Raw genomic sequence first — 12,688 nt, forward strand, 5'->3', positions numbered from 1 at the left:
GTCATCTCGCGTATTGCTTCACGCGGGCATGCCATACCTTCAACCAGGCGACCTCCTCGCAAAGCTCATCGACTGTAGGCGCGACATAGTTCTCTTCTGGCGCGTTGTCGTGCCGTGCCGCCCAGCTCGACGTCTTCGAGTACGCCGCCTGAAACTCGTCGTGGTCAGCCTGCGTGAATCTCGGTAGGATCTTCAACATCCTCGTCTGCACTTCGTTCGTTCCGCGATCGACGAGTTCATTGACGATGAGCAGGTTCATCGCCCGCTCAAGAGCCTCAGAAAGTCGTCCCGCGATCTGCGCGGTCCGATCGGTGTAGTCGTCGTCCGTCAAAGTCTCGCGCTCTCTTCGCAAGCGCGCCAGATCTGCCTCGAGCTTGTTTATCCGCTCCGGGATGTCCTTCGCCGCCCAGGGAAGCTGCTCGGCGATGAGGCCGGGTTGAGTACCGCCCATTCGCTGAATTGATCGTGTTGTGGTGGCGACCGATTTGCTCATTGCCGCTTTGAGCAGGGCATGAACGAAGGTGATCTCGTGTGTGAAAACGATTACCTGTCGTTCGCTTGCCAGCTCGACCAGGCGGAGTGCAACCTTTGACCGCCGCTCCGCGTCAAGCGATGAGACAGGATCGTCAAAGACGACGCTCGAGAGCGACTTGTCGAGTTCCACTTCGGTGAGGAAGCCGGCCAGACCGAGCGCCGTCTGCTCCCCTTCGCTCAGTACCTGATCGACGACTGCGTTACGTCGTGACCCAAGCAGGCTCGGCTGATGTTCGAGCGCTGAGTTGCGCCCTCGTCCGGTCCGGTTGAGGGTGACTCTGCGGAGATCGAGGCGTTCGGTCTCTCGCGTGAAATGATCCCGGACCTCCGCTGTCACGTATGTCTCGGTCAGCTCGCCACGTTTCGTCGTTATCGCGTTTGTAGCGGTAAGGCGGCGGACGTCTTCGATCGCCTTGCGCTCCACAAGGCGTGTCACTTCGGCCTCGATGGCCGCCCTTGCCTCGTGGAGCGTCTTGGCGTCCTGCAGTTCGACCACTTTCTTGCTTGTAGTGGTGAGCGTTCGGGCGAAGGTCGATGCGTCGATAGCTCCCGCCTCCGTCATCAACGCTTGCTCGCGCGTAGCCGCCATGCTTCTGAACGAGTCCGCGAGCGGAAGTAGATCGACGCCGGGCTCTCCATCGATCCAGGCGACGGCTGCAGCAGCTGCGCGCGTCCCGGTATCAAACCAGTCGAGCACCGACTGCACGTCTTCGCCGGCCTCTTGTAGTCGATTGATTGCTGCGGAAACTGCGATAGGGAGGGTCTGAAGATCGACGAAGTGGCTCCTGAACATCGCCCGTGCTTTGGAGGCGGTGTCCGCGTCCCTCGACGTTGTGTCTTTGACGAACGCCTCGAACCGAGCGAGTCGGTCGGCGGCCTGCTCGTTCAGCGGCTGCTGGCAGAGGACGCAGACTGCGTCACCGCTTGTCACCGGGAAGTCGTGATCGTGGTAGGCGTCGCCGACTGAGAACTTGCGCGCGGCTTCCCACAGCGCCCGCCAGGTGTCAGAGCCGACACTCGGCAAAGGCTCCGTATCGAATGTGCGAGCGGATGCAATGCGCGCCGCTTCCTGAAGGTCGACGACCCTCTGTTGCAGGTCTTTTAGCTCACGCTGCTCGTTTTCTCCCAGTGCGTCCTCTACCGTCCTGGCGTGAACTGCAACAGCTGACCAGTCCCGGCCGAGCGCTGTGAGACGGTCTTTCTCTTTCGTCGGGTCGCTTCCCTTGAGCCGCGCCTCCGCCGCGAGCTGCTTCGCAAGCTGCGCACCATGATCCTCGGCCAGTGTGATGGCGTCCTCGATCGCGGCACTTGTAGTGGTGGCCGAGATGCCTGAAAGGAACGCTGATGCTGGAGTTCCTGGCTGGAGCATCGGAAGCTGCGGTCGCTCGGTCTGGTTCGTGCCAAGTCGGCGACTGAGTTCAGCCGCGACCGCTTCGCAAGCTTCGGACAGGTGGTCGAGAATCGTGAGCGCTGATGGCCGGTAGTTGGCTTCCGAGGCGGTCGTGACATACGCATCACCGCAGTCCTCGTCGTAGAAGCGGATTCGGGATAGCTCGATGCTCTGTGTCTCTCCGAGATCCCACGTCGCGTCGTTAGCACCAACCTTGAAGTCGAGCTTCGCCGACTGCTCAGTATCCGTATCCGAGAAAACATCACCAAGTAGCTGCGCGTCCTTGACGCGAGCGGTAACGGCTTCTCGGATCAGCCGCGCGTACCCGGACTTGCCGCTGGCGTTGTTGCCGAAGGCGACCGTCAGTCCCGCGGCACCGAACGAGAGGGTCTGACCTGTGGCGAGCGCGTTGATGCCCTCGACGCCCGACACCTTAACGAGGCTGACGGGATCTCCTGCGGCTGTCGAACCCGGAATGTCAGCAGCCTCTACGTTTGCAGCGGTGGGGTAGGTTCCCGCGATCAACTGATCCGCAATGGCGGACACATCATCCGCGGACAACGCCTCGTTGCGACAGAAGCGCGCGACGGCGTCCTTCTGCCAATCAGGCCGCATAGTAAGCCAGCTCGCCAAGTCCTCATTGAGGGTCATTAACTCGCTCCTCCGGCAGTTCCAGACAGGTATTCAAACAACGTGCCGACCTGGCGGGAGGCACGCTGTTCGCCGTCGCGACCTTCCCCGTCCAGACAGAGTGGGGAGACAGATCCAAGCACCATGGTGTTCGCGTCTCTGAACGCCAGCATCACACTCGCCACTTCCCGGGCACAGACACCGCGTAGTTGCCGACGCCGATGGCCTCGAAGTGACGCTTCGCGGACTTGATCTTGGCATTCTCGGTCGGGCGTCGCTTCAACTCATTCTCGGTGCTCTTCGTCTCGCGAATCATGTACACACGCTCCTCGCCGTCCTCGTGCTTCACGATGGCCCAGTCTGGGTTGTACGGTCCGACTGGGGTGTCGATCTTGAACTTGTCCGGCAGCTTCATGAAGAGCTTGATGTCCTCGCGCCCATCAAGCAGCTCGGCAAACTGGCGCTCCGGATCAGAGTCGTACACCACGTAATCGAAGTTCGACTTCTCCGTGTTTTCGAGCTTGTACATCTGGTCGAGGAAGCGTTCCTTCTCCTCCTCGCCGTCCTTGCGGAGCTCACGCAGTTCGTAGACAGAGCCCGCAATCCGCTCGTACTGGACGCCATTGACGACAAGCTCGGCGAGTGTGTTGCGTAGGATGCGCTTCGCCATGGCAATGAAGTCGTTGGGGTTTGCGATGAACTCTTCGAGCCGGCCGCTCCCGACAAGGATGTCGACAATGGTCTTCCGGGTAAGGGAGGTGGCTTCCTGGAGCTCACCGATGACATCTGGCAGGTCGTAGCCGCCCTTGAGCTCCTGCTGGCGTGAGCCGAGTTCCTGGCCCTTGGCGCCACCTCGAAGCACCTTCAAGCCAGCGCGGGTGACCTGGATGCGCAGTGGCTCGATCTCGGGCGCAGCCTCGATCGCGTCGATCGACTTCTCGACAATCTCGTCTCGTTCAACCTCGACCCGATAGGTCGTGCGGCGGCTGATCGTCTCCCAGAACTGTTCGAACTCGGGGTTGGCGAACAGTTGCTTGTTGATCGTTCGAGCGTGCCGCTTGCTCTTCGGCTTGATGTATTTGCCGATGTTCGCGCGGCCGACGAGCTCGATCACGAAGGGCTCCGCCCACGCGAAGTCGACAGGCATGTTCAAGCTGAAGCCGAGCGTGTTGGGCTGGAACTTCGGCTGTACGACGCCGTCCTGGTCGATAAAGCGCTGCGACAGGAGGTGCTCCCAGATAGACACAGAACCCGCGTAGCCGAGGTTTTCGTCCGAGAGCGATCCGTCCGGTGCTTGCAGTGGGATCTTCGAGAACTCGGCCTTACGTACCCGGCCGATCTCGACTCCGGCGTCTTTGTATTCCTTCTGGAGGGCGTCCGCGAACTGTTTGTAGGACTCGTTCGCGATCACCGTTAGAGTGGCGATGCCACGGTCGGCAACACGTTCGTAACCGCCATCGCGCTGAGCGACTGGCAGACGCAGTCCTCGGCCAAGGGTCTGCCGCCGCTCTGTCTCCGCGCCCATCTCGCGCAGGGTGCAGATCTGGAACACGTTCGGGTTGTCCCAGCCCTCTCGGAGGGCCGAGTGGCTGAAGATGAACCGCACCGACTCGCTCTCGTCGAGTAGGCGTTCCTTCTGCTGCATGATGAGCTCGTAGGCATCATCATCCGCTTTTGTCGCGCCCGTCGTGTCCTGGAATGTGTCGGCCGCGCCCTTCTTGCCCTTGAGGACAGAGAAGTAGCCGCGTCGCAGTTCAGCCGGATCTTGCGGCAGTAGCTCCTGCCATTGCGGAGACTTCGCGCGCTCCTCGCGGAACAGCTCATCGAACCACTGAACGAACTGACCGTTTGCGTCGACATTGTTGGCGCCGTCGCCGAGGAAACTCTCGACCTTGTCAATGAAGAACAGGCTCAGCACCTTGATGCGCTTGAAACGCAGCTGGGTTTCTTTGCGCAGGTGTTCCTTGATCGTCTCGCGGATCATCTCCTTGTAGATCGCACCCGAGGCGCCACCAATAGCCTCGCCCTGGTGCAGATAGCCGGAGTGGAGCGTCAAGTCGACGAATGAAGGCTCCAAGCTCATCTCATTGATGCGCCATCCCTCATAGCGAGCGTTGCCAGTCAGGCGTGGATCTGACAGTTCCTGGTTCTGCTTGACGTTGACGACCCGCCGCTCGAGCGAGCCATCTGCCTTGCGGCAAGAGAGTTCGAGACGCGCGACCCAGCCCTTGTCGTTTCGGACATCGATGAGCTTGATGTACGGGGTGGCGTCAGCGCCTTGCTGCTGGACGTCGGCCACAACGATCTGCTTCACCAGACCGAGGTCGTGAGCATCGACCGGGTCGAGCCGATAGACGACGTTGCGCAGCTTCTTGTGCGTGGCGCTGTATCGGAGTGTGAAGACTGGATCGAGCTCGCCGACAGCCGACTGCGACAGCAACGACTCCATGTTCTGCGGCTCGTCCATGATGACGACCGGATGCGTCGCCTTGAGGTAGTCGATCGGCCGGAGGCCGTTCAGCTTGTCACGGGTCTGATGAATGACGCGCGTGTTCTTGTCGCCGCGAAGGGAAGCGATCGTCATCACCATGATCTGCACGTTGGTCGACGTCGCGAACGACTGAACCTCCTCTGCGTTCTGACCGCTGTAGACGGACGAATCGAAGGTGATGTTTCGCTTCTTGTAGAGGTCTTCGAAGTGTGAGCGCATGAGCCGGATGCTCGTGTTCACGCCCTCACGGATCGCAACACTTGGCACGAGAATGACGAACTTCGTGAAGTTGTACCGCTCGGCAAGCTCGAAGATCGTGCGCAGATACACGTAGGTCTTGCCAGTACCCGTCTCCATCTCGATGTCAAAGTCGAGCGCCCCGTCGAACAGCTTCGAGGACACCTCCAGACCGTTCTTGTCCTGCACGCGCTGGAGGTTTGCGAGGACTGTGTCACGATCGAGGACGAGGCGGTTGCCCACCGCGCCGACTTCCTGAGACAGGTCAAGATCAAGCGCCGTATTGCTCGTCTCGTCGACTGCGGCAATCTGGCCCCGAAGTGTCGTCTCCAGCTTCTCGGCATCCTTCGGCTGTCCATCGAAGAGGTCGACGACCGACTTGATCGCATCGAGCTGATACTGCTGGCTTGAATCGAATTTGAATCCGCCGCTCATCACGCAGTCCAGAGCTCGATGCCCTTGCTCTTGCAGAGCTGAGCCAAGTTGGTTTTGAGCTGGTCATCGCCCTGGAACGCGTCCTCGAGGACGATCAGGCGAGCGGGGTCTTCGTCAACGACCGCGCGAAGCTGCTCCAGCGTCGGCTTGACGTGCTCGTCCAGGTAGGCGAGGACAACGCCACCGCCAACCGCTTGCAAGCTGAGGCCGGCCACATCGAGCGTCGAAATCTGCTCGGTCAACGAGTAGCCCTGCTTGAGCAGAATCTCTGACAGAAGGTCGCTTGCAGACGCATCATCAGCGCTGCTGGACTCGCGCAGATCAAAGAGGTGCTGTTCGAGCTGATTTCTGTCTACGTCACTCGACACCTTCCACTTCGAGAAGCTCGTGTCCGCGAGCGTGTACGCCCGAAATCCGACATCGAGTGTCCCCTCGGCGGTAGAACCTTTGGAGGCTTGGGCATCCAAGACGGCTGCACCGCTCAAGTCGATGCGGGCCCGCGACAGCTCAGCAATGGTGCTGTATCCAGTCTCACGAGCAGGACTTCCAGACGGTGTCGGCTCCGGCAGCTGGACCTGAATGTGGCGCCTTGATCCACCGTCCTCGACGTTTGCCCTCATCACCGCGTGTGCCGTTGTTCCCGACCCGCTAAAGCAGTCCAAGATGAGATCGTCACTGCTCGTGCACATTTCGATCAGCGACTCGATTACCGATTCGTCCTTCGGAAAGTCGAAAACCTTACTTCCGAAGAGGTTCATCAGTCGCTTTGTCGCTGCGCGGCCGTCCTGGTAGAAGACGCTGTAAGGGGTTTGATACTCCTTGTCGCGCAGGTAGCTCTTGATGCACGGCACGCTGTTCTCATCGACACCAAAGTGCACTCGGTCGTCATCAATCCAGGACTGCATCTTTGCCGGGTCACTCGTCATCCATCCTCGCGATGGGACCTTGACCGCCTTCTGGGTGAGCGGATGCAAGACCTCGTACTTCGGCCCGCCGCCACCTGGCCAGGAGATGTTGTCGGGGAAGTACAGTCCCCGACGGTCCACGTGTGCGTAATGCTTGTGGGCCTTGGAAGGGTGGCTGTCGGGCAGACCTCGATACCAAGCCTTCATTCCTTCGGTCATCGAGTTGTAGTCAGAACCATGCGTGCGCTGGAGACGCGCGAGCTGGGCGTAGATCTCATCGAGACCCTTCTTCCGCTGGCGCCAGGTAACTTGTTGCTCCCGCAGATAGTCCGCGTCGCGCACGTAAACGAGGATGTACTCGTGCGAAACTGACACTAGGCGAGAGTCATTCTTGCGGCCCGCTGCCCAGATCATTGTCGCGACGAAGTTAGCCTCACCGAAAATCTCGTGCGCAAGCCGCTTGAGGTTCTCAACCTCTGAGTCATCGATCGAGATGAAGATCGCACCGTCGCGCGTCAGTAGATTACGTGCAAGCTTGAGGCGCGGATACATCATGTTTAGCCAGTTGGAGTGGTAGCGGCCTTCAGTGTCGCTGTTCGTCGACAGCTTCTTTCCCTGCTCATTGACCTGCTGAGTCCACTGCAGATAGTTCTCCAGACCCTCCTTGTAATTGTCCGGGTAGACGAAGTCCTTACCGGTGTTATACGGCGGATCCATGTAGATCATCTTGATCTTGGCGTGGTAATGCTTCTGCAGGATCTTCAGCACCTCGAGGTTGTCACCCTCGATAAACACGTTCTTCGTCGTGTCCCAATCTTTAGAGTTCTCGATATCGGGACGAAGCGTTGCTGTCGTGGGCTCCTGCGCAGCACGCAGGGCACGCTTCTTGCCGGGCCAGAACAGACCGAAGCGTTCGCTACCGTCGGCCGCGTCGCCGTCGAGCAGTTCCTTGAGCTTCTCCACGTCCACCTTGCCATCGGCGATGGCCTCAGGAATCAGATCGGCAAGCTGCGCTGCGAGCTCGGTCTGGAAGTTCGGGGTAGTAGATGGTGTTTCGTGGACTTCTTCGCTCATCGGGTATTTCTCTTTCTCAGTTTAACAATGTCAGTGTCTTTTGTGAATGTTCAGCGTTCGCGCGCTACGGGTCAGGGGGCGATGCGCCACCGGATAGCGAAGAGGTGCTCCGTGCTCTGTGTTCCTTGGAGCGACTGTTCGATCATGTCGAGCTTTTCGTCAATCTCCGATTGAAGCTTCTTGCGGGCATTCCGGAATTCGTCGTCGGCTTCGTCGGCGCGACGCTCCCACTTGCGTGCCTCGCGCTTGAGCTTGAGTTGCTCCATCGGGTCATCGGCCTGGCGCGCAGCCTTGCGTGCGTCCTTCTCCTTGGCCCGATACTCACGGATCTTGCCCTCGTGCTCGGCCTTGCGGTCTTGCTGATTCCTGTAAAGCAGCTCTTCCTGCTGGTCGTAGTAGCGGGAGTTCCGCCCCTGCACCTCTTTCTCTAGCTCCGAAACACGGGCGTTGAGATGCGGCTCGAGCTGGTGAGCGTCGACCGAGACGGGCTCTGCGCCGACCTGCAGGCAAGCGAGGTCGAGAATGTCGGCGACGTACTCCTCATCGAGGTAGACGCCGTCATCAGTCATACCACCGGCAAGCATGTACGACTCTGAGATGTCCTCGTCGCGCGCTCGCATGGTGAAGGTGAGGAGATCAACGATCAGCTCGCCGCTCTTGCCCTGGAGCTTTTTGACGGCGTTCGTCGCGCGCGCCGACTGGCCGATCGAGAAGGTCAGCTCGCGGGGCGGCGTCTGATGCGACTTGGCGGTCTCCGCGACGTACTGAGCAAGCGGGCTGGCGTACCGATACTGATGAGCGTTCGGTAGCGGCTTCGACTTAAAGAAGTATCGGCCTGGCTTCGCGTCACTCGTCGGTGCTTCATTCAGGACAAAGGTGCGGCCGTCCTCATCGAACGAAGCAACATCGCGGAGCTCGTATTGCGTGATTGCCAGCAAGAGCCGCTCGAACTTGTTGAGCACATCGCCCGACTGCTCGTCGTACGCCTTCAAACGATCCTGAACGTGCGGGTCGAGGTTGTCGAAGACCTTCGCCTTGGCGTTTGCCATCTCCTGCGAGATCTCACCCGCGAACTGATTCTCGAGCTCCCTGAACGCGGCATCAATCTCGCCAGCGGTTCTGCAGCGGGTGAGAATGTCGCTGATCCGCTTCTCGAAGTCGAGTCCGTCCTCAACCGCACCAAGCACCTCGTCGCTTGCGCCGAACACGCTCGAGAACAGCTGGAACTTGTTGGTCAGCAGCTCCAGGATGCGCTGCTCGGCGAGGTTGCCCTTGTTGCTGAAGTTCACGACAACGACGTTGTGCTGTTGCCCGAAGCGATGCACGCGACCGATGCGTTGCTCGACTCGCTGCGGGTTCCATGGCAGGTCATAGTTCACGAGCATCGAGCAGAACTGCAAGTTGATGCCCTCGGCTGCGGCCTCGGTGGCAATCATGATCGTGCCGTGCTCGCGGAAGTAATCAACGAGTGCCTTGCGCCGGTCGACTGCCGGGATGCCGGTGATCAGGTCGCTGTCTTGGTTGGCCTTGAGCCAAGCGTTGTAGATCGCAGTCTGCTCGGGCGCGCTGTTGGAGCCGTTGAAGAGCACGACGCCCTCGCCGCGGCCAGCATTAGCAAGCGTCCGCGCGATGTACTCCTGCGTCTTCGTCGAGTCAGTGAAGATAATCGCCTTCTCAGCCGCGCCCAACTCTCTGAGCCGGTCGAAGCCGAGATCCAGCGCCTCGTTCAGCTTCACGGCCTTCTGATTGGTTGTGATCGAACGAGCCAAGGCGGCATACTCACGCAGCTCGTCGACCTCAGCATGCATCAGTTTCAGCGTCTCTTCGTTGAGCCTCGCGGAGCTTGGCTGAGCCGCAGTTGCTTCGGCTTCCTCGACGATCTCCTCGTCGACTTCGTCATCGGCTTCGAAATCCGCCAGGAAGAGGCCGCCTCGATTGTCACGGCGCATCCCAGACGCCACCTCGTCGGCGAGGCGGTTGGCGATGTTCTCAAGGGTGCTCGCGACTGCGAAGGTCGACGAACCCAGACGTTTGCGAATGATGAGCGCCGAGAGGTGCCTCTGGCTCCCGGCGAACGCGAAGAGCTCGTCGCGTTGCAGGTAGTCGTTCACGAGATCGTAAAGCCGGACCTCTTCAGGCGAAGGCGTGAACTCGACCGTCAACGGCATGCGTTGCGTGAATCGAATGTATTTATTGGCGTCCTTGCGCAGCGTGCGCTTCGAGATCGCCGCGACACGCTCGACCAGATCATTGTCACCAGTCAGGTCGCGGTTCTTGATATACCGCTCGCGGAAGGCATCAAGGGAGTAGAAGTAGTTCGGGTCGAAGATCGAGACCAGTCCGTAGAGCTCCTCCAGCTTGTTCTGAAGAGGCGTCGCGGTGAGCAGCACGGTCTTATGCGCACCGCGAGCTACATGCGAAACAGCCTCGGCCATCTTGGCTTTGCCGTTCCAGTAGCTCCGCAAGCGGTGCGCTTCGTCAGCGACGACCAGATCCCATGGCTTGAGAAGCGATGTCTCGTGACGCAGTGCGAACTCGTAAGAGCAGATCAGTACCTCAGCGGAGCGCGTCTCGGACTTGGCGAGCAGCGGGTCCTTCGTCTTCGCATCGATGATCGTCGAGGGAATCAGGAACTTCTCGAAGAGCTCCTGCTTCCACTGTTGACGCAGGCTGGACGGCGCGATGATGAGGATGCGGCGTTTCCGCTCGGCCCAGTACTGCGAGATGACGATTCCCGCTTCGATTGTCTTACCGAGTCCGACCTCATCCGCCAGGATCACTCCGGGCAGGAACGGAGTCTGCAGGGCGAACAGCGCTGCATCAATCTGATGCGGCTTCGGCTCTACCTGCGCGTCGAAAAGCAACCCGGCCAGCTTGCCGACATGATCGTTCGCATAGCTGCGCTGCAGCTCGTGCGCGAAGTACTTCGCCTGATAGTCGCTGAGTAGAGTCATCGCTGGCCCCCTTCAACGGTTTCGAACGAACACGAAAGGCGAGGGGATGGGGCAAGCACGCACCGCGGCGATCGTGTCGTGATGCGTCTCATACGGCGGCGGCGCTCCTTTGCGCCGAGGCGCGATTAAGTAGTTCTCATGTGTGTCTCCACCGTACTGGCGTCCGCTGACACTGGTACTGTGCCGCGCCGGACGCGTGTCGCGGAGCATCGCAGCCGGGAGCTCGGGGAGACTCAACCGAACGCTGTGATTGCACATATTACCTCATGACCAGGCATTTTGGTCAAGAGCTGCGATATCTAGACTGGCGAGTACGGTGATCTCCGCCTCCGCTCCCCCGGTCGGCATGCCACGATCAGAAGGTGAGCGAAGACCCGTGGTACGCCGAGCGCCGGGCGCGCTGGCAGCCTGAGCGCGTCCGACTGCTTCTCGTCGCCGAGAGCGCGCCTGACGACGGAGGCGACCTCGCCAATCGTCGCTTCTTCTTCGACGAGACGCTGACCTCGAAGGACGGCCTCTTCCGCGAGGTTGTCCGCGCTCGGTACGACGATCCACCGCTCACCAGCGGCCCAAACGCGAAGACGCCGTGGCTGGCGAGGCTCCAAGCTGACGGCGTCTTCCTTATCGATCTCGCCGCAGAGCCGGTGAACTATCACGGGGCAGAGCAACGAGCAGCAACGCTCCGCCGGAACATCGAAGCGACCGTCACCCTCGCGTCATCTCTGGAGCCCGAGGGCATCGTCCTGGTGAAGCGCAATGTCTTCAAGCTACTGAACTCGCCCATGCGCGACGCCGGCCTGCGGGTGCTTCACGATGACTTCATCCCGTTCCCGGGTAGCGGTCAACAGCGCCGGTTCCGCGAGCGGTTCGCACAGGCGATCAGCTCATTGGACCGCTTCGGGACAACGTGAAGAAGGCGGCACCGACTGGAGAGCGCCGAAGCACTCCATCCAGTCGATGCCGCCGGGTTGTCTGTCTGCCGCGAGGCAAGACGACTTCGGGTTACCGGTCCGGTCGCGGCCGCCCCTCAACGAGTGGCACAACTTTGACTCCATCTGCCTCTGGCCAGCGCTGTTCAAGCACCAAGGCCCACGCTAAGGCGTCGAAATAGCTCGCGAAGCGCGCAGACGACATGAGCAAGCTCGGATCTCCCGCCGTCAGTGGCAGGACAATCTGGGCGAGCCTGCTCATCGGGTGAACATCGCTTCCGGGCGCGTTATCGAGCCTGACCGTGATGCCGTGCTCGATGGGCTCCGTCAGCAGCCACAGCACCGCGTCCGGAACATCCGTGCTCTCACCATCGGCGTCAGGCCAGCCGACAATCACAGCGTCGCCCACAAGCAGTGACTCCCGCGCGGCAGGCACGTAATACCACCACAGAAACGACGCCCTCGAGTTGAACGGCAGCCGCCGAAGCAACCCAATCTCGTTGACGTAAATCGTGATGCCCAAGTCCGGCACGTCCACGGATTCGAAGTACCCATCGACGCAGCGCGTGTAGTCGCTGGCGTCCGCGAAATCACGCACGACAAGTTCCTCCCGGTCATCTGCCGGGAGGTAGATCCCTCTGACCATCGTCATCTCCTTGCTCTATGCGGCCGGCAAACCGATTGGTTCTCCTGGCAAGCCGCGGCAGAGCAACGAGCGGTGAGTGTGTAGCGGCAGCCGCCCCGGAGGAGCACGTCAGCACTCGACTCCAGGAACGGCCACCGTCTGGCATGATCAGGCGCCGGATGACGCCTGCTTGGATGCACGAGCGGTCGGCTTGGCGGTCTTGCCGCCCAACACGGCCTCGATCGCGTTGCGGCGCGTCTCGGCGTCACGTTCGATCTCGGCACGTACCTGCTCAGCACGCCTCAGCACGGCCGGGGCGGACTTGCTCTTCTCGACCCAGTGCTCCAGCGCGAGCCGTGTCTCTTCCGTGAGAGAGCGCTCGTTCAGCTGCGCCAGGATCTCGAGCTGAGCCCGGGTTCCGTCGCTCATGCGCACTGACAGTGGGCGCAGCGGCCCCATGCGTTCTCGTGCATCGTGCCGCCCA

The 12,688-nt window shown here is 60.6% G+C and carries 7 protein-coding genes; 1 reads left to right on the forward strand and 6 read right to left on the reverse strand.

The genetic code is table 11. From position 1 onward, the window contains the following. Position 1: 1 nt before the first annotated feature. The 4 genes from QPJ90_RS16695 to QPJ90_RS16710 all read right to left on the reverse strand — a co-directional run bounded on the left by QPJ90_RS16695 (position 2) and on the right by QPJ90_RS16710 (position 10,650). Positions 2 to 2,575 carry an AAA family ATPase gene (locus QPJ90_RS16695; RefSeq protein ID WP_290132259.1) on the reverse strand — a complete coding sequence of 858 codons (2,574 nt, stop codon included), beginning with the start codon at positions 2,573 to 2,575 and terminating at the stop codon, positions 2 to 4. A 151-nt stretch (positions 2,576 to 2,726) separates the two neighbouring features. Further along, positions 2,727 to 5,717 (reverse strand): DEAD/DEAH box helicase family protein, encoded by a 2,991-nt coding sequence (locus QPJ90_RS16700; RefSeq protein ID WP_290132260.1) that lies wholly within the window; start codon positions 5,715 to 5,717, stop codon positions 2,727 to 2,729. Then, entirely contained in the window at positions 5,717 to 7,696 is a 1,980-nt protein-coding gene (locus QPJ90_RS16705; protein ID WP_290132261.1) for a site-specific DNA-methyltransferase, read from the reverse strand. The genes QPJ90_RS16700 and QPJ90_RS16705 overlap by 1 nt, the downstream gene beginning before the upstream one ends. Before the next feature lie 71 nt (positions 7,697 to 7,767). Then, positions 7,768 to 10,650, reverse strand: a complete 2,883-nt coding sequence (locus tag QPJ90_RS16710; RefSeq protein ID WP_290132262.1) for an SNF2-related protein — start codon at positions 10,648 to 10,650, stop codon at positions 7,768 to 7,770. Between the two features lie 362 nt (positions 10,651 to 11,012). Between QPJ90_RS16710 and QPJ90_RS16715 the strand changes: the two genes are divergently transcribed. Beyond that, positions 11,013 to 11,561 carry a hypothetical protein gene (locus QPJ90_RS16715; protein WP_290132263.1) on the forward strand — a complete coding sequence of 183 codons (549 nt, stop codon included), beginning with the start codon at positions 11,013 to 11,015 and terminating at the stop codon, positions 11,559 to 11,561. Between the two features lie 91 nt (positions 11,562 to 11,652). Here the strand turns inward: QPJ90_RS16715 and QPJ90_RS16720 are convergent, their stop codons facing one another. Next, on the reverse strand, positions 11,653 to 12,225 hold the full coding sequence (locus tag QPJ90_RS16720; protein ID WP_290132264.1) for a DUF3846 domain-containing protein: 573 nt from the start codon (positions 12,223 to 12,225) through the stop codon (positions 11,653 to 11,655). Between the two features lie 147 nt (positions 12,226 to 12,372). Continuing rightward, positions 12,373 to 12,633, reverse strand: coding sequence for a hypothetical protein (locus tag QPJ90_RS16725; RefSeq protein ID WP_290132265.1), 261 nt, complete (start codon positions 12,631 to 12,633; stop codon positions 12,373 to 12,375). Positions 12,634 to 12,688 lie beyond the last annotated feature (55 nt).

This window comes from Curtobacterium sp. 458, assembly GCF_030406605.1.
GTDB lineage: Bacteria > Actinomycetota > Actinomycetes > Actinomycetales > Microbacteriaceae > Curtobacterium.